We start from the raw sequence: 24,643 nt of genomic DNA, 5'->3' as shown, positions 1-24,643 counted from the left end.
GCAATGCCTACGCCTGCCGTCCCTGCCGCTTCCGCCACGCCACCGCGCCGCCTGCGCGGCGTGCTGTCGCTTGACGATTTCGAGCGGCTGGCGCGGCGCCACCTGCCGCGCCCCATCCATGCCTACATCAGCGGGGCGGTGGAGGACAACGCCTCCTCGCTGGCGGACAACCGCCGCGCCTTTGCCGAGCTGGCCTTCGTGCCGCGCGCGCTGGTGGGCGTGGCACAGCGCGATCCCTCCTTCGAGCTGTTCGGGCGCCGCTACGGGGCGCCCTTCGGCGTGGCGCCCATGGGCATTGCCGCGCTGTCGGCCTACCGGGGCGACCTGGTGCTGGCCCAGGCCGCACAGCAGGCGGGCGTGCCGGCCATCATGAGCGGCTCCTCGCTGATCCGGCTGGAGGAGGTGATGGCGGCCGCGCCCCACACCTGGTTCCAGGCCTACCTGCCGGGTGATCAGGGCCAGATCGATGCGCTGCTGGACCGCGTGGCCGCCGCCGGCGTGCAGACCCTGGTGATCACCGTGGACACGCCCGTGGCCGCCAACCGCGAGAACAATGTGCGCGCCGGTTTCTCCACGCCGCTGCGGCCCGGGCCGGGCCTGGCCTGGCAGGGCATCAGCCATCCGCGCTGGCTGTTCGGCAGCTTTCTCAAGACCCTGTGGCGCCACGGCATGCCGCATTTCGAGAACAACTATGCGCACCGGGGCGCGCCCATCCTGTCGGCCAGCGTGATGCGCGATTTCTCGGACCGCTCCCATCTGGCCTGGCCGCATCTGGCCGCCATCCGCCAGCGCTGGCAGAGGCAGCTCGTGGTCAAGGGCATTCTTTCGGCCGCAGACGCCGTGCTGGCGCGCGATCACGGCGCCGACGGCCTCATCGTCTCCAACCACGGCGGGCGCCAGCTCGACGGCGCCGTGGCACCGCTGCGCGTGCTGCCCGGCATCGTGCGCGCCGTGCCCGGCCTGCCGGTGATGCTGGACAGCGGCGTGCGACGGGGCACCGACGTGCTCAAGGCCCTGGCCCTGGGCGCGCGCTGCGTGTTCGTGGGCCGGCCCTTCAACTACGCGGCCTCGGTGGGCGGACCTGCGGGCGTGGCCCACGCCATGGCCCTGCTGCGCGAGGAGGTGCTGCGCGACATGGCCATGCTGGGTGCCACGCGCCTGGACCAGATCACGCCGGCCTGCGTGCGCCACGCGCAGGCCTGGGATGCTTTCTGAGCGGCAAGACAGCGGCATCGACACAGACAACGGACACAGACAACAGACACAGACGGAGACACAGCAGTGAGCAAGATTCCCGGATTCCATATCCACGCCCGGCCCGAGGCCGCCCTTGGCGATGCGCTGCTGCAGCGCTACCGCGGCTTTCCGGTCGCCAATGTCAGCGACGCCATGAGCCGCACCACGGGCACCTCGGCGCTGCGGCCCTTTCATCGCCGCCAGGGGCCGCTGGTGGGCCGTGCGCTGACCGTGCGCACGCGGCCCGGCGACAACCTCATGGTGCACCAGGCCATCGACATCTGCGGCCCCGGCGACGTGATCGTGGTGGACGCGGGCGGCGCCGGACCCAACGCCATCATTGGCGAGATCATGCTGGCGCTGATGATGGCGCGCGGCGCGGCCGGCATCGTCATCGACGGGCTGATCCGCGACAGCGACACCATCGGCCAGCACGGCCTGCCCGTGTATGCGCGCGGCGTCTCGCACCGTGGCCCCTACAAGGACGGTCCCGGCGAGCTGCATGTGCCCGTCAGCATCGACGGCATGGTCGTCCACCCGGGCGACCTGGTGCTGGGCGACGGCGACGGCCTGCTGGCCGTGCCCGCCGCCGATGCCGCCGCCATTGCCGACCGCGTGGAGGCCATACAGCGCGACGAGGCCGACGTGCTCGCCGCCATTGCCGCAGGCCGCGCCGACCGCTCCTGGGTGGCGCGCACCCTGGCCTCCAAGGGGGTGCTGTGATGGACCGCCGCGTTGTCCGTTTCGACTACTGGCTGGATGCGGCCTTTGACCGCATCGTCTCGGCCGCGCCCGGTGTGCATCTGGTCACCTGCCGGCGCGAGGGCGACGATGCCGCCGCCTGGCAGGCCCTGGCCGGTGCACAGGTCTACCAGATCACGGCCGCCAAGGACGAGCTGCCGCGCCACTGGTTCGCCACGGCGGATCTGCTGGCGCGCTGCCCCGATCTGCTGGCCGTGTCCTCCAGCGGCTCGGGCTGCGACACCATCGACATCGAGGCCTGCACGCGCGCCGGCGTGGCCGTGATGAACCAGTCGGGCGGCAACGCGGATTCGGTGGCCGAGATGGCCATCGGGCTGATGCTGTCCGTGCTGCGCCGCATCAACGAATCCGACCGCCTGCTGCGCGCCCCTGCCCGGGGCTTCAGCCGCGAGGACGTGATGGGCCACGAGCTGCGCGGCCGCACCCTGGGCCTGGTGGGCGTGGGCGAGGCCGGCAGCCGCGTCGCGGCCCTGGGCCGGGCCTTCGGCATGCAGGTGATCGGCTGCGACCCGGCCTACGACGCGGCCGGCCTGGCGGCGCGCGGGGCAGAGGCCGTGGGCTTCGACGAACTGCTGCAGCGCGCGGACATCGTCTCCCTGCACTGCCCGCGCGATGCCTCCACGCTGGGGCTGATGGACGCCGCTGCCTTTGCGGCCATGAAGCCGGGCGCCATCTTCGTGAGCACGGCGCGCGGCGGTATCCATGACGAGGCCGCCCTGCACGCCGCCCTGGCCAGCGGCCACCTGGCCGGCGCCGGGCTCGATGTCTGGGACCAGGAGCCGCCGCCCGCTTCCCATCCACTGCTGGCCCTGCCCCAGGTGGTGGCCACCTTCCACACCGCCGGTGTCACGCACGAGGCCCGGCGCAACAACGCCGAGCTGGCTGCCACCCAGATCGTGCAGTTGCTGGCCAATGGCCAGCGGCCCGCGCGCCTGGTCAATCCCGAGGTCTGGCCGCATGCGCGCGAGCGCATCGCCAGGGCCTTGGACCCGTCCCGTTCCCTGTCCCGTTAGCCGCTTCCTTCACCATGACTACAAAGCCTCTCAGACCACTGCAAGAGGCGACCCAGGAGACAAAGATGACACAGCAAGCAAGGCGCGCATTGTGCGCAGGCCTGGCCGCCGCCTGCATGGCGCTGCCGGCCCTGGCCCAGGCTCAGGCCCAGGCGCAGAGCGAGGCCCCCTATCCCTCGCGCAACATCGAGATGATCGTGGCCTACGGGCCCGGCGGCGGCACCGACCTGGTGGCGCGGCTGCTGGCCCGCCATCTGGAAAAGAAGCTGGGCGGCAGCGTGGTCGTGCTCAACCGCCCCGGCGCGGGCGGCGGCATCGGCTTTGGCGAACTGGCGCGGGCCAAGCCGGACGGCTACACCATCGGCTTCATCAACACGCCCAACGTGCTGACCATTCCCATCGAGCGCAAGAGCAGCTTCCACTGGAGCCAGTACGACCTGCTGGGCAACCTGGTGGACGACCCGGGCGGCTTTGCCATCCACAACAGCAACGCCATCACCACGCTGGCCGGCCTGGCCGCCTACGCCCGGGCCAACCCCGGCGCCGTGACCGTGGGCACCACGGGCACGGGCTCGGACGACCACCTGGCCATGCTGCTGTTCGCCAAGGCCACCGGCACGCAGCTCACCCATGTGCCCTACAAGGGCGCGGGCGAGGTGCGCGCCGCCGCCACGGGCCAGCAGATCACCATCGGCGCCATCAACGTGGGCGAGGTGCTGGCCTACCAGAAGGGCGGCACTCCCATCCGCCTGCTGGGCCAGATGTCGGCCGCGCGCAGCTCGCTGGCGCCGCAGGTGCCTACGTTCAAGGAGCAGGGCATCGATATCGAGCTGGCCTCCCTGCGCGGCCTGGCCGCGCCCAAGGGCTTGCCCGAAGGCGTGCGCAAAAAGCTGGTCGATGCCGTGGCCACCATCGCGGCCGACCCGCAGTTCAGGCAGCAGGCCGAGGCCATGTACGCGCCGCTGCGCTACCTGGCGCCGCCCGCCTACGCGGCCGAACTGGAGCGCACCGAGGCCGGCTTTCGCAAGCTCTGGACCGAGATGCCCTGGCAGGACGGCAAGCCCTGAAGGCCATGCCCATGCCAACCTTTGAATTCACAAGGACGACCGCCATGCACTGTCTGCCGCGCCGCAGCCTGGCTGCGCTGGCCCTGTGCGCCCTGGCCCTGCCGGCCCTGGCGCAAGGCCCCATCACCCTCATCGTGGGCTGGCCTGCGGGCGGCCCTTCCGACAACGTGGCGCGGCTGGCGGCCACACGCATGGGCGAGGCCCTGGGCCAGCCCATCACCATCGACAACCGGGCCGGTGCAGGCGGCAACCTGGGCAGCGACGCGGCGGCCCGCGCAAGGCCCGATGGCAACACCATCATGCTGGCCACCGTGGCCTCGCACGGCCTGAACTCCGCGCTCTACGGCAAGCTCAACCACGACCCGCTCAAGGACTTCGCGCCCATCGGCATGATCACCACCTCGCCCAGCGTGCTGCTGGTGCCCGTGGCCTCGCCGCTGCGCTCGGTCAACGATCTGCTGGAGGCGGCGCGCGCCAGGCCGGGCCAGCTCAACTACGGCTCGGGCGGCGTGGGCTCCAGCCAGCATCTGGCGGGCGCCAGCTTCAAGCAGCTCACGGGCGTGGATGTCACCCACATCCCCTACAAGGGCACGGCCCCGGCCATGACCGACCTGATGGCCGGCCGCGTGGACTTCGTGCTCACCACCGGTGCCATCCCCTTCATCCGCTCGGGCAAGCTGCGCGCCCTGGCCGTGGCCTCGCGCCAGCGCCTGCCGGCCCTGCCCGACGTGCCCACGTTCGAGGAAGCAGGCGTCAAAGGCTTCTACACCGACTCCTGGTACGGCCTGGTTGCCCCGGCCGGCACGCCGCGTGCGGCGCTGGAGCGCCTGAACGGCGCACTGGCCACGGCGCTGCGCAATCCCGAGGTGCAAAAGCAGTTCATCGAACAGGGCTCGCTGCCCGTCCAGCCCATGGGCGTGGACGCGTTCTGGCGCTTCGTGCGCGAGCAGATGCCCGTGGCGGCCGAGCAGGTGCGTGTGTCGGGGGCGCGGGCGGAGTAGGGCCGGTGGAGGCAAGCTTGGAGGGCGATGCCGCCCCCCAGGCCAGGCCTCAACCCCGCCTGCGCGCCGCCAGCCCCTGCACCACGGCCGCCAGCCGGTCGATTTCCTCGGTGGTGTTGTAGAAGGCCAGCGAGGGCCGCACCGTGGTCTCCACGCCGAAGCGCCTGAGGATGGGCTGGGCGCAGTGGTGGCCGGTTCGCACGGCGATGCCTTCGGCGTTGAGCGCCTCGCCCACCTCGGCCGTGGTCCAGCCCTTGAGCACGAAGGACAGCACGCTGGCCTTGTCGGCCGCCGTGCCGATCAGGCGCAGGCCGGGAATGGGCGCCAGCGCCTGCGTGCCGTACTGCAGCAGATCGTGCTCGTAGCGCGCGATGCGCTCCATGCCCAGGGCCTGCACGTAGTCGATGGCGGCGCCCAGGCCCACGGCGTCGGCAATGTTGCCGGTGCCGGCCTCGAAGGTGTTGGGCAGGGGCTGGTAGACGGTTTTCTCGAAGGTCACGTCGGCAATCATGTTGCCGCCGCCCTGCCAGGGCGGCATGTCCTCCAGCACCTCGCGCCGGCCCCAGACCACGCCGATGCCCGTGGGGCCGAAGACCTTGTGGCCCGAGAACACGAAGAAGTCCGCACCGATGGCCTGCACGTCCACGGCCATGTGCGAGACCGACTGCGCGCCATCGACCAGGGCCCGGGCGCCCGCCTGGTGGGCCAGCTCCACGATCTGCCGCACGGGCACGACCGTGCCCAGCGCGTTGGAGACCTGGGTGACGGAGACGATCTTGGTGCGCGGGTTCAGCAGCCTGCGGTATTCATCGATGAGCACCTGGCCCGAGTCGTCCACCGGGATCACGCGGATCTTCGCGCCCTTGGCGGCCGCCAGCTGCTGCCAGGGCACGATGTTGGCGTGGTGCTCCAGGTGGGAGACGATGATCTCGTCGCCCTCGCCCACATGCTGCCAGCCCCAGCTCTTGGCCACCAGGTTGATGGCCTCGGTGGTGCCTCGCACGAAGATGACCTCGTTCACGTCGGGCGCGTTGATGAAGCGGCGCACGCGCTCGCGCGCGCCCTCGTAGGCGTCGGTGGCGCGGGCAGCGAGTTCATGGGCTGCGCGGTGGATGTTGGAGTTCTCGTGCTCGTAGAAGTGGCGGATGCGCTCGATCACCGCGCGCGGCTTGTGCGTGGTGGCCGCGTTGTCCAGCCAGGCCAGGGGCCGGCCGTTGACGTGCTCGGACAGGATGGGAAAGTCCCGGCGCACGGCATGCACGTCGAAGGGCGCGTGCACGCCGGCCGTGCCATGCCTTGCCCCGTGCGAAGCCTGCTGGCGCTGCAGCGGATGGGCCGGCGTGGTGTAGCCGGCGGGCAGCACCACGGGATCGACAAAGTAAAAGCGCGGCTCGGCCGAAGGCACGGTGGACGCTATGCCGGGCCCTTCGGTGGGCACGCCGATGCGCGGCACGGAGGGTGCCTCAGGTGACGCAGGTGCCGCAGGTGCAGCAGGTGCCGTGAACGGGAGCGCGGCCAGCGCATCCAGCGGATCGCCCTGGCGCTGGGGCACGCCCAGCACCTGCGATCCCAGGCGCGGCTCGTAGGCGGGCAGGGCACTCACGACATGGTCGGGCACGCCGTTGCCGGCCTGGGCATGGGGCAGCAGCGCGGGCGCGCGGTGGGCCAGCGAGGCCAGCGGCGCGGGCGAGGCCGGCAGCAGGTTGCTGCCCGGCGCCAGGCCCTGCGGGATGGGCGTGCCCGGCACGCCGGGGCCCAGGCCCGCGGGGCTGGCCAGCGGCGAGCCGGGCGGCGCCACGTTCACGGGGGCCTGTACGCCAGCAGGCAGGCCGGGCAGGGCAGGAGCCGATCCCGGTGCGGCGGAGAACAGGGCGTTGGCCATGCGCGCCAGCGCCTCGGGGTCGAAGGGCGCCTGGGGCGCCACGGAGGTGATTGCAGACACGGTCAACGCCCGGCCTCTTTACTTGTAGGTGTCGGGATAGTCGTGGTACTTGCCGATCTCGACATCGTCGAGCACGGCCAGCGCGTCGGGCGTGAGCACGGCCAGCGAGCAGTACAGCGAGATCAGGTAGGACGCTATGGCATGGTTGTTGATGCCCATGAAGCGCACCGACAGGCCCGGGCTTTGCTCGCCCGGCAGGCCGGGCTGGTACAGGCCGACCACGCCCTGGCGCTTGTCGCCCACGCGCAGCAGCAAAATCCTGCTCTTGCCATCGGCCACGGGCACCTTGTCCGAGGGGATCAGCGGAATGCCGCGCCAGGTGATGAACTGCGAGCCGAACAGGCTGACCGTGGGCGGCGGCGTGCCGCGGCGCGTGGCCTCGCGGCCGAAGGCGGCAATGGCCAGCGGATGGGTCAGGAAGAAGGCGGGCTCCTTCCAGACCTTGGTCAGCAGCTCGTCCAGGTCGTCGGGCGTGGGCGCGCCGGTCAGCGGGAAGATGCGCTGCTCGTCCGTGACCTGGGCCAGCAGGCCGTAGTCGGGGTTGTTGATCAGCTCGCTTTCCTGGTTCTCCTTGATGGTCTCGATGGTCAGGCGCAGCTGTTCCTTGATCTGGTCATGCGGGCTGCTGTAGAGGTCGGAGATGCGCGTGTGCACATCCAGGATGGTGGAGACGGCGTTGAGGAAGTACTCGCGCGGCTGCTCCTCGTAGTCCACATAGGTGCGCGGCAGCTGGTTGTCTTCCTGCTTGGCCGTGCAGGTGACCTTGATTGCCTCCGGGTTCTTGACGCGGTTGAGGCGGTAGATGCCCGCCTCCACCGGCGACCATTGCAGCAGGTGCGTCAGCCAGCGCGGGCTGATGGTCGAAAGCTGGGGAACGGTTTTGGTTGCGTTGGCCAGTTGCCGCGCGGCGTTGTCGCCTAGCGCGGTCGTGCCGCCCACTGTTGCCGACATGTGCAGACTCCGTAATCAGTTCAGGAAAAAGGGAAGGGGAAGGAGGGGAAACAGGGCCAGTGTCCCGGCCCGCGCACATGTCTTCAACATGCTATAGCCGCCAAGCGCAGGCCGCGCACCAGCTGGTCGTGGGCCACGGTCTCGCCGCGCATGACCAGGGCCGAGGGCTGCACGCCCAGCGAGACGGCCAGCTTCTCCACGGTCAGCAGCGAGGCGATGACGCGGCCGCGCTCTATCTCTCCCACGTAGGAGCGGTTCAGGTCCGAGTGCTCGGCCAGCCGCTCCTGCGACCAGCCATGGGCCTCGCGCGCCTGGCGCACGGCAATGCCGAAGCTGGTGACAAGACGGGTGCTCATAGGGCCACCTCCCGGGGCTGCTGCGCGTGCTCGCGCGCATGGGCCTGGGTGACGTGGGCGCCGGGCGGCACGTCCTCGGTCACCCAGACATTGCCGCCGATGACGGCGCCGCGCCCCAGCGTGACGCGGCCCAGGATGGTGGCGCCCGCGTAGATGACCACGTCGTCCTCCACCACCGGATGGCGCGCCAGGCCCTTGCGCAGGTGGCCGTGCTCATCGGTGGGAAAGCGCTTGGCGCCCAGGGTGACGGCCTGGTACAGCCGCACGCGCTCGCCGATCACGGCGGTCTCGCCGATCACCACGCCCGTGCCGTGGTCCATGAAAAAGCCCCGCCCGATCTTCGCGCCCGGGTGGATGTCGATGCCCGTCTGCGCATGCGACAGCTCGGCCACGATGCGCGCCAGCAGCGGCTGCTCCAGCAGGTACAGCTGGTGGGCCAGGCGGTGGTGGATCATGGCCAGCACGCCCGGATAGCACAGCAGCACCTCGTCCACGCTGCGCGCGGCGGGATCGCCCTGGAAGGCGGCCAGCACGTCGCTGTCGAGCAGGCGGCGGATCTGGGGCAGGGACTCGGCAAAGGCGCGGGCGATGTCCAGCGCCATGGCATCGGCGCCCGCTGCCGTGTGGGGCGCGGACAGCCGCAGCTCCAGCCGTATCTGGCCCAGCAGCGCATGCAGGGCCGAGTCCAGCTGGTGCGCCACGAAGATGTCCTCGCTTTCCTGGCGCAGGTCGTGCGGACCCAGGCGCATGGGAAACAGGGCAGCCTTGAGCTGGTCGATGAGGGTGGAAAGCGCGTCGCGCGAGGGAAACTCGCGCGCCCCGGGCTCCTGGGTGCGGCCGTGCGCCTCGCGCCATTCGCGGCGCGCCGCATGCAGGTTCTGGGTGAGTCCGGCAATGTCGAAACTGGCCATCTGCGTGCTCCTTCAGTCTTGAATCCAGGGCAGGCCGTGGAAGCGCCAGCCGTCGTTTTTGCCGCGCTGCTGACGCGCGTCGATCTCGCCCTCGAAGCCTTCGAGCACGTTGAACACATGGGCGAACCCGGCCTGGGCCGCCGCCTGGGCCGCCAGCACCGAGCGCTTGCCGCTGCGGCACAGCAGCAGGGCCACGGCCTCCTTGCCGCCGTGCGGGGCCAGGCGCGCTTCCAGCTCGCGGGCAAAGCGCGGGTTGCGCGTCAGCGCCGTGCCCGTGGCCCAGGGCACGTGCAGGGTGCCGGGCACCTGGCCGACGAACTTGCGTTCCTCGGCCGTGCGCACATCGACCAGCACGGCCTGGCCGGCCTGCACCAGCGCCCAGGCCACGGGCGGGCGCACGCCGCCTGCGTGGCCCAGCCCCTGTGCGCGGGCGTGGTCCTGTGCCTCCTGCAGCGCCTGGGGCAGGGTGGTTTCCAAAGTGAGGGCTGTCATGTCGTCGTCCTTGCGGAGAATTCGCGGGTTGGTGGCTATAGGCACCAATCTAAGAACTTCGCGGCAAGCCACCAACGAACAAGAGCGGCGTTTGATAGAAGCAAAACGTCTATGAAGGCGCCGCGTGGCGCCATGCCCGGTTCGGGCGATCAGGCCGTCAGCAGCCGCTGCAGCATCCACAGGTTCAGCGACACCACCAGGGCCGCGCAGCCCCACAGCACCGCCGACATCCTGGGGCCAAAGGCCAGCTCGCCCAGCGTCTTGCGCCGCGTGGTGAACAGCAGCAGCGGCACGATGGCAAACGGCAATTGCAGGCTCAGCACCACCTGGCTGAACACCAGCAGGGCGCTGGCGCCGGTGCTGCCGTACCAGGCGGTGGCCACCACGGCGGGCACGATGGCGATGCAGCGCGTCAGCAGGGCGCGCAGCGCGGGCGACAGGCGGATCTGCAAGAAGCCTTCCATCACGATCTGCCCGGCCAGCGTGCCCGTGACTGAAGAACTCAGCCCCGAGGCCAGCAGCGCCACGCCGAACACCGCGCTGGCGATGCCCACGCCCAGCAGCGGCGACAGCAGGTGGTAGGCGTCCGACAGCTCGGTCACCGGCGCCTGGCCGGGCCGGTTGAACGCGCCGGCCGCCACCACCAAAATGGCGGCGTTCACGAACAGCGCCAGCCCCAGCGCCACCGTGGAGTCCAGCGTGGCCAGGCGGATGGCCTGGCGCGTGCCCTGGAGCGTGGTGTCATGCCGGCGTGTCTGCACGATGGACGAATGCAGGTAGAGGTTGTGCGGCATCACCGTGGCCCCCACGATGCCCACGGCCAGGTACAGCATCTGCGGATTGGCCACGATCTCCATGCCCGGCAGCAGCCCGCGCAGCACGGCCGCCACGGGCGGCTGCAGCCACACCAGCTGGGCGGCAAAGCACAGGCCGATCAATGCCACCAGGGCGATCACCACCGACTCCAGGCAGCGAAAGCCCCGGCTTTGCAGCGCCAGGATCAGCATCACATCCACCACCGTGATGCACACGCCGGCCAGCAGCGGCAGGCCGAACAGCAGGTTCAGGCCGATGGCCATGCCCAGCACCTCGGCCAGGTTGCAGGCCACGATGGCGATCTCGCAGAAGAACCACAGCACCAGGTTGATGCGCGGTGAAAACTGCGCGCGGCAGGCCTGGGCCAGGTCCCGCCCGCTGGCCAGGCCCAGGCGCACGGCCGCCGCCTGGAACAGCATGGCCATCAGGTTGGAGGCAAAGATCACCGCCAGCAGCGAGTAGCCGAACTGCGAGCCGCCCGCGATGGAGGTGGCCCAGTTGCCCGGGTCCATGTAGCCCACGGCCACCATGTAGCCGGGCCCGGCGAACGCCAGCACGCGGCGCGCGTTGTCCGAGCGGTTGGCGCCGCGCGGCACGGCGATGCTGCGATGCACCTGCGGCAGGCTGGGCGTGCCCGCGTGGCCGTGGTCCGGTTCGATGGCGCCGAAGCGGCCCTGTTCGGCCGCAAGCACGGTGTCGTTCATGGGGGCCTTTCCGCCGGCGGGGGCACGCGGTTGCAGGGGGATGCCTATCGGGCGGTTGGCACCAGGCCGCTGGCGGGCGCAATGGCTGCGGCGGCGGGTGCGGCATCGGTGCCTGCGCCGCGCCACAGCGCCACGAGATCTCCGGTCACGATGACCGCGCCGGCCAGCACAATCAGGCTGCCCACGCAGCGGCGCGCCACGGTGGCAGGTTTCAGGCGCCGCGGCGTGCGGCCCGGAGTGTGAGCTGGAGTGCGGGGGGCGGATGAGGAAGGCAGAAGGGACATCATGGCAACTCCTTGGCAGGGGAACGCTTGTCTCGGGCCAGCCCCGGGGAAGCCCGCCTGCCCCGGCCGGCGCGGGGCAGGCGGGCGGTCCGCGTCAGGCGTAGGCGCTGCTCATCACCAGCGAGCCGTTCACGCCGGCCGGGAAGAACCCGCCCTTGGTCGCCGTGTCCTTGGTCAGGTACACGATGTTCAGCACGTCGCCCGGCGAGCGGCTGAAAGCGATGCCGTTGGCATCCAGCGGCACGATGTTGGACGTGGTGGCATCCCCCGTGATGCCCTGGTCCACGTCGGTGGAGCCATCCAGGCTGTCGCGCGCATCCGAGATGGCGCCGGCCGCCGTGCGCAGCGCGGGCGTGGCCAGGCCCTTGGCGTACAGCACCGTGCGCACCAGACCTGCGTGGTAGGCCTCGGCGGCCAGGATGCCGGCGGCTGCCTCCAGATAGGTCTTGTTGGTGATCAGCGGCGATGCGCCCTTGTAGGCGGTGACGCCCACGTCCTCGAAGATGAAGGCCCCCAGCAGGAAGTTCTCGTCACTCGCATAGGGATCGAAGGCCGTGCCCGCGCCCACCAGCCCGGCCGCTCGCGCGGCCACCGAGAAGGCGCCGTTCGGGTCGGTTCCGCCGATGTCGATCTGCGGCTGCGCCACCGCGGCCGAGCCCAGCGCCGCGCGCAGGAAGGCCACGTGGGCGATCTCGTCCTGGGCGATCTCCTTGGCGTACTGCGCCACCACGGGGTCCTTGAAGGCCACGGCACGGCCGCCCGTGATGGCGCCCTGCGTGCCCACGCCCGACTGCAGGTTGGCGGGCAGGCCGGTGCCGAACACCGCGTAGTGATAGAACTGCGACTCCAGATACTCCAGGTTGAGGGCGAAGTTCAGGATCTCCGCATCCGTGGGCCCGTTGGCCTGCGCATTCGCATCGCCCCCGCCACCGCCGCAGGCGGACAGGATCACCCCGCCCGCCATGCCCACGGCCACGCCGCTGGTCTTGCGGAAGAACTGGCGCCTGTCCTCCAGCTTCTTGGCACGTTTTTGCAAAACCCCGATCAACACTGATTCGTCGGACATGATGGTTCCTCTCGGTTCGCGGCAGGCGCGAACGGTCAACGTGAAGAATGCGCCTCCGGCCGAAAGCACACGGGTGTGGCGAAAGCGCGTTCCACTGAAGAGGTGGCCACCTGCTCCAGGGGAATGGGATGCGTCCCCGCTATCCGGCAGTACGCAGGCCGCGCAGGTCTGGATGTGCCGCAATTGAAAGCGCAGGTAACGGTTTGCGGATGCAGCCGTTTCTTTTTCTTTTTTGAATCCAGACCCCGCTGCGCTGCGTATCCAGATCAGCCGGAATCGTTCGGCTTGTCATCAACCCGCTAGGAGCATTCCATGGTCTCGATTCAAAACACCCGCAAGCTGGCCTCGTTCGGCCTGGCCATCGTGATGTCGGCTGCCTCCGTGGCCGCCATGGCCGATGTGATGGTGGGCGGTGCACCCATGCTGCCGTCCAAGGACATCATCGACAACGCCGTCAACTCCAAGGACCACACCACCCTGGTCGCAGCCGTCAAGGCGGCGGGCCTGGTCGATACGCTCAAGGGCCCGGGTCCGTTCACCGTGTTCGCGCCCACCAATGCCGCCTTCGAGGCCCTGCCCGCAGGCACGGTGGACACCCTGCTCAAGCCCGAGAACAAGGGCACGCTGACCACGGTGCTGACCTACCACGTGGTGGCCGGCAAGTGGGATGCAGCGGCGCTGTCCAAGATGATCAAGGACGGCAAGGGCATGGCCAGCATCAAGACCGTCAGCGGCGGCACGCTGGTGGCCAAGTCCAGCGGCTCCAAGATCATGCTGACCGATGAAAAGGGCGGCATGGCCACGGTGACCATCCCCGACGTCTACCAGTCCAACGGCGTGATCCACGTGATCGACAAGGTGCTGCTGCCCAAGTGAGCGGCACAGGCAGCGAGCGGGCCGGCCACTGACCGCCGTGGTCAGTGGCCGGAGCCTTGCGCCTTCGCCATGCGCCTTGCGGGCGCAACGCCGCAAGCCGCTGCCGGCGTCCCGGCCTGCGCGGCCAGCTTGGACAGCCGCCAGCGCGTCAGGTCGTCCGCGCCGGGGCCGGCCTCCACGCGCAGCTCGGAAAAGGGCACGCTGCGGCCCGACTCCTCCTCCACCAGCGCCAGCCGCAGGGGCGTGCCCGACTGCGCACGCACAAAGCGCATGGGCGGCTGCGCTTCTTGCTGCAGGCGCCACCGGTCGCCGACCTGGGCCAGCGCCTGGATCACCAGGGACAGGTCGCGGCCCTTGGGCGTGAGCAGGTACTCGTAGCGGTCCGGGCCGCTTTGGTAGAGGCGGCGCTCGACCAGGCCGGACTGCTCCAGCTGGCGCAGGCGGTCGGTCAGCGTGGCGTTGGTGATGTCCGTGGACTTTCTCAGGTCGTCATAGCGGCTCAGGCCCAGCATCAGGTCGCGCAGCACCAGCATGGCCCAGCGGTCGCCTACGGCCTCCAGCGTGGTGGCGATCGAGCAGGCCATGCCCTCGAAGCTCTTGGATCGCATGGAATTCCTCGTTGTCTGTTCGCGTTGTCGCAGGCCTGGAGTGTCTCAGCAAAACGCAAGCCCGGCCCGCAAAGGTGGATTGCGTGCTTGTAGCTCTAATGATTGAAGTTTATAGTTGAAGCCACTTTCAACCACCGCTTGATCCAAGCAAGGACTTCTCCCATGAGCACGCATCAAGGCACCGCCGTCGTCACTGGCGCCTCCTCCGGCATCGGCGCCGTCTATGCCGATCGCCTGGCCGCACGCGGCCATGACCTGATCCTGGTCGCGCGCCGCCTGGACCGGCTGCAGGCGCTGGCACAGCGCCTGCGCGACGACCATGGCCGCCAGGTCGAGGTGGTGGCGGCCGACCTGGCCGACGCCGCCGGCCTGCAGCGCGTGGAGGCCCTGTTCGATGGGCAGCGCGACATAGCCATGCTGGTCAACTGCGCCGGCCTGGGCGCCCTGGGTCCGGCGGCCCAGGTGGATGCGCGCGAAGTCGACCGCCTGGTCATGGTCAACATCCATGCGCTGACGCGGCTGTCGCTGGCGGCAGCGCGGCTGTTCGCCACGCGCGGCCGGGGCACGCTGATCAACATCGGCTCCATCCTGGCCCTGATGCCCTTGCCGGGCGCCTCCAGCTACAGCGCCTCCAAGGCCTATGTGCTGAGCTTCACGCGCTCGCTGCAGGCCGAGCTGGCACCCAGCGGCGTCACCGTGCAGGCCGTGATGCCCAGCCTGGTGCGCTCGGAGTTCTTCGGGGGCAAGCCTTCTCCTTTTCCCGAGCACCTGTTCATGTCGCCCGAGACCCTGGTGGACACGGCCCTGGCGGCGCTGGACCAGGGCGAGGCCATCTGCTTTCCCACGCTGGGCAGCACGACCGCCTGGCTGGACTTTGACCAATCGCGCGCCAATCTCGTCAAGGCGTTGACGCTCAGCGGCGTGCCGGCGGCGCGCTACCAGGCTGCGGATGCAGGCCAGCCGGCCTGACGGCCGCGCTGCGTCGCCACCCCGGATTCCCGTACTCCTCTTTTTGCCCCCGGAGAAAGCCATGCCCCTGTGGAAGATCTACCACCCCGAAAACGCCTTCAGCGATGAAGACAAACAGGCCATCGCCCAGCGCATCACGGCCGTCTACGGCGACCTGCCGCGCTTTTACGTGGGCGTGGTGTTCGAGGCCGTGGCGCGCACCTCGTTCTTCATCGGCTGCGAGCCTGCCGACGATTTCGTGCGCATCTCCGTGGACCACATCGCGCGGCAGATCCGCGACGAGGAGACCAAGACACGGTTCCTCGAAGGCGTGCGGCGGCAGCTGTCCCCCTTCATTGCCGACCGTGGCCTGCGCTGGGAGATGCATGTGGACGAGACGCCCTTCAGCCTGTGGAGCATCCAGGGCCTGCGCCCGCCCGTGCCGGGCACGCCCGAGGGGGAGAAATGGCGCCTGGACAATCGGCCCTCTCCCCTCTGAGGACCTGCCTGCACCTCAGCGCAGCGACAGCCCCGCCGACTGGATCGCGCGGGCGTAGCGCGGGCGCTCGCTTTGCAGGCTCTGGCCCAGGTCGGCTGGGGAGCCGCCCGCCACCTTGAAGCCCATGTGCTCCAGCTGCGCGCGCACATCGGGCGCCTGCAGCACGGTCTGCAGGTCGCGGTTGATCTTGGCGACGATGGGCGCGGGCGTGCCGGCCGGCGCGAAGTAGCCCTGCCAGCTTTCCACCGAGAAGCCGGGCACGCCGGCCTCGGCCATGGTGGGCACCTGGGGCAGGGCGTCGGAGCGGTAGGGCGTGGTCACCGCCAGGGCGCGCAGCTTGCCGGCGCGCACGTACTCGGTCACGGCGGCCAGCGTGATCAGCGTGGCGTCGGTATGGCCGCCCAGCACGTCCAGCGCGGCTGGGCCACCGCCCGGGTAGGGGATGTAGTTGACCTTGGCGCCCGTCTCCTGCGTGAGGATTTCATGCGCCACATGGGCAATGCCGCCATTGCCGGGCAGGCCCAGGCTGATGCTCTGCGGCTTGGCCTTGGCGCGGGCCAGGTAGTCGCCCAGCGTGTTCAGGCCCGTGCCGGGGTTGACCACCAGCACCTGCGGATTGACCACGGCCTTGATGATGGGCGTGAAGGCCTTTTGCGTGTCGTAGGGCAACTGGGCGAACAGCAGGCCGTTGAGCGTGAGGCCTTCGCCCTGCTGCAGCAGGGTGTAGCCGTCGGGCGCGGCCTTGGCCACCTTGGACGCGCCGATGGTGCCGCTGGCCCCGGCCACGTTCTCCACCACCACCGACTGGCCCCACAGCGCGGCCAGCTTGTCGGCCAGCGTGCGCGTGAGCTTGTCGGCGCTGCCCCCGGGCGCCACGGGCACGATGATGCGCACCGGCTTGTTCGGAAAGCTGTCGGCCGAGGCCAGGGCCGCAGGCGCGTGCAGGGCCAGGGCGGAGAACAGGGGAAGCAGCAGTGCGCGCAGCGCAGACGGGGTGCGGATCATGGGAGTGCCGGAGTGCAGAGAGTCGATGCCCGCAGTCTGGGAGGCTCCCGGCGCGGCGTGAACTAAGCATTGCGGCTATGCATATGCGGCTGCCGCACAACGTGCGTCACGCTTGCCCCACGCATGCGCGCGCAGTGCCCAAAGCTCATATCCATATCTGCAATGCGTCGTTGGCGCCGGGGCGGGAGAGGCCTAACTTCGTGTCCTCCCGCGAACGTCCTCCCAGGCACTCCCATGACACAGACCCATCTCTCCATCGACTTCAGCGGCAGCGACGTGGCCAGCCGCCGTGCAGCCGCCATCACCGGCTTCATCGCCACGGCCCGGCGCCTGCTCCCCGATCCCGAACGGGCCACGCCCGAGCAACTGCAGGCCGTGGCCCGCGAGCTGGAGGCGCTGGGCCTGCAGCGCGAACTGTTCCCGCACGCGCACTTCCCCGTCTTGGCCAGCAACCCGGCCCAGGTCTACCGCCTCAGCGAAGACCTGGGCGGGCGCTATGCGCTGTACCTGTCCACCGGCCTGCCGGGCAAGTCCCAGCCGCCGCATGACCACACCACCTGGGCCATCATCGCGGGCGTCGAAGGCGTGGAGCGCAACGTGTTCTTCACGCGCGGCAAGACCGACGACCCGCTGCGCGACACCCTGGCGGTGGGCCGCAGCGTCGATGTGGGCAGCGGAACCTCGGTGGTGCTCACGCCCACCGACGTGCACACCATCGAGCTGATTGGCGAGGAACCCGGCCTGCACCTGCATTTCTACGGGCGCGGCCTGGAGCGCATGCCCGATCGCGTGGTCTTCGAGAGCCTGGAAGGCGGCAGCTTCCGCACCTTCGGCCCGCCCAAGTCGATTCGCCATGCGCTGGTCACGCCCGCCGCGCTTCGGCAGGCCCTGGCCGATGGCGAGGAAATCGCCGTGCTCGACGTGCGCGAGGCCGGTGTCTTCGCGCACCGCCACATCCTGTTCGCGGCGCCGGCCCCGGCCTGGCGGCTGGAGCAGCTCATCGACCGCCTGGTGCCGCGCCGCGGCACGCGCATCGTGCTGGTGGATGGCGACGGCACGCTGGCCCATGAAGCCGCCGCCAAGCTCGTGCGCCTTGGCTGGCCCAACGTCTCCGTGCTGGAAGGCGGCACCGAAGGCTGGGCGGCCGAGGGGCTGGAAATCTTCAGCGGCACCAACGTGCCCAGCAAGGCCTTCGGTGAAGTCATCGAGCATGAAAAGCACACGCCCTGGATCACCTCGGACGAGCTGGGCGCGCGCGTGCAGCGCGGCGACAACATCGTCGTCGTCGACAGCCGCACGCCCGAGGAATTCGCGGCCTTCAGCCTGCCCTTTGCGCTCAGCGTGCCGGGGGCCGAACTGGTCTACCGCATCGGCGAAATCGCCCCGGACCCGCAAACCCTGGTCGTCGTCAACTGCGCGGGCCGCACGCGCTCCATCGTGGGCGCTCAGACCCTGATCGACGCCGGCATCCCCAACCCGGTCGTCTCGCTGCGCAACGGCACCATGGACTGGCTGCTCACCGGCCGCAGGCTGGCCCATGGCCGCCGCACCCCGCTGCCCGAGCCCGGCGCCGTCGCCCTGGCCACCGCCCGCGAACGGGCAGCCAGCGTGGCGCAGCGCGCGGGCGTGCAATCCATTGATGCGGCCGAACTGGCCCGCTTCGAGTCCGAAGCCACCGAACGCACGCTCTACCGCTTCGACGTGCGCACCCGCGAGGAATACCAGGCCGGCCACCTGCCCGGCTGGCGCTGGGCGCCGGGCGGCCAACTCGTGCAGGCCACCGACGAATACGCCGCCACGCGCGGCGCACGCATCGTGCTGGCCGACTGGGACGGCGTGCGCGCCCTCACCACCGGCGCCTGGCTGGCCCAGCTGGGCTGGGAAGTCTTCACCTACGCTCCGCCCGCGCTGGCCACCCTGGAAACCGGCGCCGAACCCGTGCGCGTGCTCGCCTCCCGCGCACCCGCGCCCCAGCTGTCCGTGCAGCAGGCGCAGGAACTGCTGGGCGAAGGCCGCGCCATCGTCTTCGACGTGGACAGCCGGCCCGCCTTCGAGAAGCAGCACATCGCCGGTGCGCGCTTTGCCGTGCCTGACCGTCTGCCCTCCTTCGTGCAGGCCCTGCCGCCAGCGCAGGTCGTGGTGCTCACCTCGCCGGACGGCGTGCTGGCCCGTGGAGTGGCGGCCGAACTGGCGGCGCGCACGGGGCGCGATGTGCGTTCCGTCGTCGGCGGCACTTCTGCCTGGGCTGCTGCCGGGCTGCCGCTGGGGCAGGGGGATGCGGATGTGCTGACGGGGGATGATGACCAGTGGTACAGCCCTTATGCACATCGGGATCTGGGGTTGAGGGATGCGGGGTTTCGGGCTTATCTGGATTGGGAGTTGGGGTTGGTGGGGCAGTTGGAGCGGGATGGGTGGGCTTCTGAGATTCGGCTGGTGCCTGCTGTTTGAGGCTGGCTCTTGGTCTGCTTTTTGTCCCTGCCGGGTGGTTGTTTTTCGAGGCCGGGTTTCGGCCCGGCAGCCGACTCCCTTTCTTATCGCGCGATAAGAAAGGAAGCAAAGAAGCGCGCCCCAAACTGCCCACGACCCCTGCGCTGCGCTCCGGGGCGACCAGCGTTGGGCGGGATGCGGGGTGTGCCGCAGAACTCGCTGCGCGCTGACGCGCTTCGCTCAAACAACTGCGGCAAGTCAGATGACGAAGCAAGCCTGTCCTTCGGCAGGCTTGCCACCCCGCATCCCGCCCAACGCAGGCGTGGGCAGAAGGGGGGAGGCTGAGGGACAGCCAACAGCCAACAGCCAACAGCCAACAGCCAACAGCCAACAGCCAACAGCCAACAGCCAACAGCCAACAGCCAACAGCCAACAGCCAACAGCCAACAGCCAACAGCCGGCGCCATCACTGCGTTCGGCTTCAAACCAGGGGCCGAGCGAAGCGAAGGCCCGCACCAACTTCCCGTATGTCAGCGCCTGCGGCGTGGTGGTTGCGGGGTTGCAGTCCTGCCGAAGGACAGGACTGCTTCGTGATCTGACTCGCTGCGGTTGTCTGAGCGGCGCGCGAAGCGCAAAGCGAGTTCCGCAGCGAACCCCGCAACCGCCACGACGCAGGTTGCCCGCAGCGAAGCGGAGGGTCGCGGACATTCGGGTCGCCTTTGCTTTGCCTACTTTCCTTTGGCGAAACAAAGGAAAGTAGGTCGGCCGCCGGGCCGAGACCCGGCCTCTGTCGCCAGAGGCGCGACAGAGTCAAAAAGGAAGCTCAGGCAGCCAACCTGAACCGCTCCACCACCCCCCCAAACCCCCTCTCCAGATCCGCAATCAGATCCAAAGGATCCTCCAGCCCCACATGCAACCGCACCACAGGCGCAGTCCCCGTCCACACACTGTGCTCCCGCAACCGCTCAGGCTGCGCCACCAGCGCCAGGCTCTCGTACCCGCCCCAGGAAGCCCCCTGCGCAAACTGCCGCAACGAGTCAACGAACACGGCGCCGGCACCGGCGTCCACCCCTTCGGCAAACGCGAATGACACCAGCCCGCTGGCCCCGCTGAAGTCCCGCTTCCACAGCGCATGGCCGGGATCGGAGGGCAGGGCCGGGTAGAAGACGCGGCCGACCTGGGGCTGCTGCTCCAGCCACTGGGCGATTTCAGTGGCGTGGCGCTGGTGCTGGGCCAGGCGCACGGGCAGGGTGCGCAGGCCGCGCAGTGCCAGGTAGGCGTCGTCGGCGCCTATGGTCAGGCCCAGGGCCTCGTAGGCGGTGGATATCTTTTTGGACAGCGCGGGGCCGTCGGTGATGACGATGCCCTGCATCACGTCGGAGTGGCCGGCGATGTACTTGGTCGCGGCCTGGATGGAGAGGTTGGCGCCATGCTCCAGGGGCTGGTAGAACCAGCCGCCGCTCCAGGTGTTGTCGGTGGCCACGGCAATGCCGTGCTGGCGCGCCACGGCGGCCAGGGCGGGCAGGTCCAGCACCTCGTAGAGCAGGGAGCTGGGCGATTCCAGGTAGACCAGGCGGGTGTTGGGGCGGATCTTGCCGGCCAGATCGTCGCGCGAGGGCGAGAAGTACTCCAGCGTGATGCCCAGGCGCTGCAGCAAGGTGGCGTCCACGCGGCGCACGGGCGAGTAGACGCTGTCGGCCACCAGGGCATGGTCGCCGGGCGAGAGCAGGGCGATGAGCACCAGGGTGATGGCGGACAGGCCCGAGGGCGTGAGAAAGGCGCGGTGCCCGCCCTCCAGCGCGACCACGGCGTCTTCCAGCGCGCGGTGCGTGTCCAGGCCGTGGCGGCCGTAGGAGGCCACGCGCTCGCCGGCCTCGCGGCGGTAGTGCAGGTCGGCGTAGGCGGCGCTGTCGGCAAAGCGCACGGTGCTGGTGCGCACCACGGGCACGTTGACGGGGCCGGAGCCGCCCTGCAGCGGCGGCGTGCCTGCGTGCAGCAGGCGGGTCGACGGGCCCAGGACCGCAGTCTGAGGGTGTCGGCGCGGGGCGGCGGGATGCGTGTCGGGGCGGATGTCTGCGGTCATGGAGGGGTGCTCCGGGTGGTGGGGATCAAAGGGCAAAGCGCAGGCTGTTGAAGGGCAGCGGCGTTGTGGCCGGCGCGGCTGGCGCAGGCCTGGACCGTGCACCATCGCCCAGGGCGCGCCGCAGGAATTCGCGCGTGCGCTCGCTGCGCGGGCTGCCGAAGATCTGGGCGGCCGGGCCGTGCTCGACGATGCGGCCGGCCTCGGTGAAATAGACCTGGTCGCTGACCTCTTCGGCAAAGCGCATTTCGTGCGTGACCAGCACGCAGGTCATGCCGTCCCTGACCAGGTCGCGGATCACGGTCAGCACCTCGCCCACGGTCTCGGGGTCCAGGGCGGAGGTCACTTCGTCGAACAGGATCAGCTCGGGCCGCATGGCCAGGGCGCGCGCAATGGCCACGCGCTGCTGCTGGCCGCCGGACAGCTCGCCGGGGTAGGCGGATTCCTTGTGGTCCAGGCGCACCTTCTGCAGCAGGGCGCGGGCCTCGCGCTCGGCCGTGGCGCGGTCGCGGCCGACCACGCGCGTGGGGGCGATGACCAGGTTCTCCAGCACCGACAGATGGGGGAACAGGTTGTACTGCTGGAAGACGAAGCCCACGCGCTTGCGCAGGGCGATCAGCTCGGCCTCGGTGCGCAGCTGGTCCACGCGCGTGCCCGCCACCGAGATGGCGCCGCGCTGGGGCCGCAGCAGGCCGGTGATGCAGCGCAGGATGGTGGACTTGCCCGAGCCCGAGGGCCCGATGATGGTCACCGCCTCGCCGCGCCGCACCTGCACGTCGATGCCCTTGAGCACCTGGTTGTCGCCAAAGGACAGGTGCACATCCTGCAGGTGGACCAGGGCGGGCGCCGTGCTGGACTCTGCCGAGGCGGCACTATGCACCGCCTGGGTGACGTGCTGTGTGCCAGCGCTGCCCGACTCAGGGACACCAAGCAAGGGCCGCCCCGCAGCGAAGGTGTCGTCCCCCTCCCGCGAAGCGAGAGAGGGGGAAGCGGCGAAGCCGCTCAGGGGGAGCGTTTCAGTGATTTTCATGGCGTCGCTCCAGGCTGCGCGTGGCGCGCGCAATGGGATAGCAATAGGCGAAAAACAGCGCGAGCAGCGTGAAATACACAAGGATGGTGAAGTCCGTGCGTGCCACGGTGTTGCTGGCGATCTGGGCGGTGTCCACCACGTCGTGCACGCCCACCAGCGAGGCCAGCGAGGTGCTCATGGTGATGCTGGCGTAGAGGTTCATCCACGGCGGCAGCATGCGGCGCACGCACTGCGGCAGCACGATGAGGCGGAAGATCTCGCTGCGGCGAAAGGCCAGCGACTGGGCCGCCTCCCACTGCGCGCTGGGAATGGACTGGATGGCGCCCCGGAAGATCTCGGCCACGTTGGCGCTGGTGGGCAGGGCCAGGCCCAGCACCACCTTGACCCAGTCGGGGAACGGAAAGGTCCAGCCCACCAGCTTCAGCTCGAACGGGAACACATAGGTGGTGAAGTAGATGAGCACCAGGATGGGCGCATTGCGAAACAGCTGCACATACCAGCGCACGCCCGTGCGCACGGCCGGCGTGGGCGACAGCGACAGGGCGCCCAGCACCAGGCCGGCCACGGTGCCGATGGCCACGGCCAGCACGCTGATCTCGATGTTGACCAGGAGGCCGCGCAGCAGCGCGGGCAGCCATTTCCACAGGTGCACGAAGGCAGGCGGGGCGCTGTCCGTGGCGGCCCAGCAGGCGCACAGGGCCAGCAGTGCGGCGCCTGCGATCAGCCAGGGGCTGCGCGCCGCGCGCAGCACGGCGGCAGGCAGCGGGCGGGGCGCGGCGCCGGTGTTCAGGGTGGCTTCATTGGCCATAGCCGGGCATCCTCAGGTGTTGTTCCAGCCAGCGGCCCGCCAGGCTGACCAGCCAGGTCAGCAGGCCGAACCACAGCAGGATGAGCAGCAGCAGCTCCAGCACGTTGTCGCGCTGCGACCAGATCATGATGGACTCGTAGGTCACGTCGCCCACGGCAATGGCCGAGGCCACGGCCGTCATCTTCACCAGGTCCACCAGGTTGTTGGTCAGCGAGGGCAGGGCAAAGCGCACGGCCAGCGGCAGCTGCACGCGCACCAGCAGCTGGTGCTGCGAAAAGCCCAGCGAGCGCGCTGCCTCCAGCGTGGTGGCGGGCACGGCCTCGATGCCGGCGCGCAGCGCCTCGGCATGGAACACGCCCTTGTGCAGCGAGACCACGATCACCACCCAGACAAAGGGCGTGAGCGGGTTGTTGCCCGCGCCCCAGTCGCGCAGTTGCTGGGTGATCAGCATGTTGAGCACCAGGAAGGCGCAGTACAGCTGCACCAGCGTGGGCGTGTTGCGCGTGACCTCCACAAAGGCGCGTGCAGGCCGTGCCAGCCAGGCGCGGCCCGAGGTCAGGGCCGCCGCCAGCGCCACGCCGGCCGCCAGGCTGCCGGCAATGGTCAGCAGGGCCAGCTGCACGGTCACGAACATGCCGCGCACAAAGGCCTGGCGCTCGGACACATCCAGCACGAAGGCGTAGTTCAGGCCCAGGCCCTTGAGCGCTTGCACGCCCTGGGCGAGTAGAGAGTCGTTCATGGTGGGAAGGCGCAAGACGGCCGGCAGGACCGGGTGCCCGGGGCGCAGCCCGGTGCAGCTTGTCGTGCCGGTCCTGCGTGTCAGCCAGCCGTGCCCTTGAACCTGGCCTGCAGCTCGGGCAGCAGCGGGTTGGCCGGCTCGATGCCCACGCGCTTTTCGGCGGCGATCAGCCAGCCCGTGCGGTGCCAGTCCTGCACCACCTTGTCCACGGCGGCGATGGTGTCGGCCTCGCCCTTGCGGGTCCAGACCACGGAAGGCGCGGGCAGCACCTCGCCGGCGATGGGAGCCGAGTAATGCGCCCATTCGGGGTTGCTGCGCAGCAGCGGGTAGATCAGCGTGCTGTCATGCACGGCGGCCACGCAGTTGCCGCCCTTGAGCGCCAGCAGCGAGTCCGACGAGCTCTTGTAGCCATGCACCTGGGCGCCGTACTCGCTGGCCAGCGGCTTGGCAAAACTGCTGCCCTGGGACACGCACACGGGCCTGCCGCGCAGGTCTTCCCACCTGGCGATGCCGCTGCCCTTGCGCACGGCGGCAATGCCGCCCACGCGGTAGAAGGGCGTGGGCGCGTAGCCCAGGGTCTCGGCACGGTCGGGGTTCAGCTCCATGGAGGCGATCAGCAGATCCACCTTGCCGGCCTGCAGGAACTGCACGCGCGTGGCGGTCTGCACCTGGACCAGCTCGGCCTCCACGCCCAGGCCCTTGGCCAGGGCGCGTGCCAGCTCGGGGTTCCAGCCCACCAGCTGCTGGGTGGACGGGTCGATGGAGCCGAAGGGCCCGCCATTGACCAGCACGCCAATGGTGACCTTGCCGCGCTGCTTGATCTTGTCCAGCGTGGCATCGGCCCGGGCCTGGGTGCAGGCCAGGGCCAGCGCGGCGGCGATGAAGGTCAGGGATGCGGAAAGGGTGGCGCGGGGCTGGCGGCGCAGGGTGGGGCTTGTGTGCATGGCGGGAGCGGGGCGGTCGGGACAAACGAAAGATGCGTACGCCTGCATCTTCTGGCCGCCCTTGACCCACGGCAACAA

At 69.9% G+C, this 24,643-nt stretch carries 24 protein-coding genes; 9 read left to right on the top strand and 15 right to left on the bottom strand.

Annotated features, from left to right (window positions below; genetic code table 11):
- Window positions 1–3: 3 nt before the first annotated feature.
- The 5 genes from PO605_RS17715 to PO605_RS17695 all read left to right on the top strand — a co-directional run bounded on the left by PO605_RS17715 (window position 4) and on the right by PO605_RS17695 (window position 5,079).
- Window positions 4–1,215, top strand: coding sequence for an alpha-hydroxy acid oxidase (locus PO605_RS17715; protein ID WP_272206697.1), 1,212 nt, complete (start codon window positions 4–6; stop codon window positions 1,213–1,215).
- 66 nt (window positions 1,216–1,281) lie between these two features.
- Window positions 1,282–1,959 carry an RraA family protein gene (locus tag PO605_RS17710; RefSeq protein WP_272206696.1) on the top strand — a complete coding sequence of 226 codons (678 nt, stop codon included), beginning with the start codon at window positions 1,282–1,284 and terminating at the stop codon, window positions 1,957–1,959.
- Entirely contained in the window at window positions 1,959–3,011 is a 1,053-nt protein-coding gene (locus tag PO605_RS17705; RefSeq protein WP_272206695.1) for a hydroxyacid dehydrogenase, read from the top strand. Before PO605_RS17710 ends, PO605_RS17705 begins: the two co-directional genes overlap by 1 nt.
- A 65-nt stretch (window positions 3,012–3,076) precedes the next feature.
- Window positions 3,077–4,078 carry a tripartite tricarboxylate transporter substrate binding protein gene (locus PO605_RS17700; protein WP_272206694.1) on the top strand — a complete coding sequence of 334 codons (1,002 nt, stop codon included), beginning with the start codon at window positions 3,077–3,079 and terminating at the stop codon, window positions 4,076–4,078.
- Window positions 4,079–4,122: 44 nt separating this feature from the next.
- A complete protein-coding gene (locus PO605_RS17695) occupies window positions 4,123–5,079 on the top strand; it encodes a Bug family tripartite tricarboxylate transporter substrate binding protein (protein WP_272206693.1) in 957 nt (318 codons plus the stop codon).
- A gap of 49 nt (window positions 5,080–5,128) precedes the next feature.
- On the opposite strand, the gene PO605_RS17690 is transcribed toward PO605_RS17695, so the two are convergent.
- From PO605_RS17690 to PO605_RS17655, 8 genes are all read right to left on the bottom strand, one after another.
- Window positions 5,129–7,027, bottom strand: a complete 1,899-nt coding sequence (locus PO605_RS17690; RefSeq protein ID WP_272206692.1) for a family 2A encapsulin nanocompartment cargo protein cysteine desulfurase — start codon at window positions 7,025–7,027, stop codon at window positions 5,129–5,131.
- 12 nt (window positions 7,028–7,039) lie between these two features.
- The gene (locus PO605_RS17685) at window positions 7,040–7,972 is read right to left on the bottom strand and encodes a family 2A encapsulin nanocompartment shell protein (protein WP_272206691.1); all 933 of its coding nucleotides are present in this window, start codon (window positions 7,970–7,972) and stop codon (window positions 7,040–7,042) included.
- A gap of 83 nt (window positions 7,973–8,055) precedes the next feature.
- Window positions 8,056–8,328, bottom strand: coding sequence for a helix-turn-helix domain-containing protein (locus tag PO605_RS17680; protein ID WP_012207587.1), 273 nt, complete (start codon window positions 8,326–8,328; stop codon window positions 8,056–8,058).
- On the bottom strand, window positions 8,325–9,239 hold the full coding sequence (epsC, locus tag PO605_RS17675; RefSeq protein ID WP_013800567.1) for a serine O-acetyltransferase EpsC: 915 nt from the start codon (window positions 9,237–9,239) through the stop codon (window positions 8,325–8,327). The genes PO605_RS17680 and epsC overlap by 4 nt, the downstream gene beginning before the upstream one ends.
- 12 nt (window positions 9,240–9,251) lie before the next feature.
- Window positions 9,252–9,731: a rhodanese-like domain-containing protein gene (locus tag PO605_RS17670; RefSeq protein ID WP_047473844.1), complete on the bottom strand. Its 480-nt coding sequence runs from the start codon at window positions 9,729–9,731 to the stop codon at window positions 9,252–9,254.
- Window positions 9,732–9,880: 149 nt separating this feature from the next.
- Window positions 9,881–11,251 (bottom strand): Nramp family divalent metal transporter, encoded by a 1,371-nt coding sequence (locus tag PO605_RS17665; protein WP_047473843.1) that lies wholly within the window; start codon window positions 11,249–11,251, stop codon window positions 9,881–9,883.
- Window positions 11,252–11,295: 44 nt separating this feature from the next.
- A complete protein-coding gene (locus PO605_RS17660) occupies window positions 11,296–11,538 on the bottom strand; it encodes a hypothetical protein (RefSeq protein WP_013800570.1) in 243 nt (80 codons plus the stop codon).
- A 91-nt stretch (window positions 11,539–11,629) separates the two neighbouring features.
- The gene (locus tag PO605_RS17655; protein ID WP_034397170.1) at window positions 11,630–12,601 is read right to left on the bottom strand and encodes a ferritin-like domain-containing protein; all 972 of its coding nucleotides are present in this window, start codon (window positions 12,599–12,601) and stop codon (window positions 11,630–11,632) included.
- A gap of 312 nt (window positions 12,602–12,913) precedes the next feature.
- On the opposite strand from PO605_RS17655, the gene PO605_RS17650 reads away from it, so the two are divergent.
- Window positions 12,914–13,477 carry a fasciclin domain-containing protein gene (locus tag PO605_RS17650; RefSeq protein WP_016450779.1) on the top strand — a complete coding sequence of 188 codons (564 nt, stop codon included), beginning with the start codon at window positions 12,914–12,916 and terminating at the stop codon, window positions 13,475–13,477.
- Window positions 13,478–13,518: 41 nt separating this feature from the next.
- Here PO605_RS17650 and PO605_RS17645 read toward each other — a convergent pair whose 3' ends face one another.
- Window positions 13,519–14,085: a winged helix-turn-helix transcriptional regulator gene (locus tag PO605_RS17645; protein ID WP_016452655.1), complete on the bottom strand. Its 567-nt coding sequence runs from the start codon at window positions 14,083–14,085 to the stop codon at window positions 13,519–13,521.
- Between the two features lie 162 nt (window positions 14,086–14,247).
- Between PO605_RS17645 and PO605_RS17640 the strand changes: the two genes are divergently transcribed.
- The gene (locus PO605_RS17640) at window positions 14,248–15,054 is read left to right on the top strand and encodes an SDR family NAD(P)-dependent oxidoreductase (protein ID WP_046241455.1); all 807 of its coding nucleotides are present in this window, start codon (window positions 14,248–14,250) and stop codon (window positions 15,052–15,054) included.
- 61 nt (window positions 15,055–15,115) lie between these two features.
- A complete protein-coding gene (locus PO605_RS17635) occupies window positions 15,116–15,532 on the top strand; it encodes a tautomerase family protein (protein ID WP_047474003.1) in 417 nt (138 codons plus the stop codon).
- Between the two features lie 15 nt (window positions 15,533–15,547).
- Here the strand turns inward: PO605_RS17635 and PO605_RS17630 are convergent, their stop codons facing one another.
- The gene (locus tag PO605_RS17630; protein WP_047474002.1) at window positions 15,548–16,537 is read right to left on the bottom strand and encodes a tripartite tricarboxylate transporter substrate binding protein; all 990 of its coding nucleotides are present in this window, start codon (window positions 16,535–16,537) and stop codon (window positions 15,548–15,550) included.
- Window positions 16,538–16,771: 234 nt separating this feature from the next.
- On the opposite strand from PO605_RS17630, the gene PO605_RS17625 reads away from it, so the two are divergent.
- Entirely contained in the window at window positions 16,772–18,985 is a 2,214-nt protein-coding gene (locus PO605_RS17625) for a rhodanese-like domain-containing protein (protein ID WP_272206690.1), read from the top strand.
- An 802-nt stretch (window positions 18,986–19,787) separates the two neighbouring features.
- Here the strand turns inward: PO605_RS17625 and metC are convergent.
- From metC to PO605_RS17600, 5 genes are all read right to left on the bottom strand, one after another.
- On the bottom strand, window positions 19,788–21,047 hold the full coding sequence (gene metC, locus PO605_RS17620) for a cystathionine beta-lyase (RefSeq protein WP_272206689.1): 1,260 nt from the start codon (window positions 21,045–21,047) through the stop codon (window positions 19,788–19,790).
- Window positions 21,048–21,072: 25 nt separating this feature from the next.
- On the bottom strand, window positions 21,073–22,074 hold the full coding sequence (locus PO605_RS17615) for an amino acid ABC transporter ATP-binding protein (RefSeq protein ID WP_272206688.1): 1,002 nt from the start codon (window positions 22,072–22,074) through the stop codon (window positions 21,073–21,075).
- The gene (locus PO605_RS17610) at window positions 22,061–22,882 is read right to left on the bottom strand and encodes an amino acid ABC transporter permease (RefSeq protein ID WP_272206687.1); all 822 of its coding nucleotides are present in this window, start codon (window positions 22,880–22,882) and stop codon (window positions 22,061–22,063) included. The genes PO605_RS17615 and PO605_RS17610 overlap by 14 nt, the downstream gene beginning before the upstream one ends.
- Entirely contained in the window at window positions 22,872–23,621 is a 750-nt protein-coding gene (locus PO605_RS17605; protein WP_047472877.1) for an amino acid ABC transporter permease, read from the bottom strand. The genes PO605_RS17610 and PO605_RS17605 overlap by 11 nt, the downstream gene beginning before the upstream one ends.
- A gap of 80 nt (window positions 23,622–23,701) precedes the next feature.
- A complete protein-coding gene (locus tag PO605_RS17600) occupies window positions 23,702–24,565 on the bottom strand; it encodes a transporter substrate-binding domain-containing protein (RefSeq protein ID WP_272206686.1) in 864 nt (287 codons plus the stop codon).
- Between the last annotated feature and the right edge of the window lie 78 nt (window positions 24,566–24,643).

The sequence above is a fragment of the Delftia sp. DT-2 genome, from assembly GCF_028401915.1.
GTDB lineage: Bacteria > Pseudomonadota > Gammaproteobacteria > Burkholderiales > Burkholderiaceae_C > Comamonas > Comamonas tsuruhatensis.
This window is presented reverse-complemented; position numbering and strand designations above follow the sequence as displayed.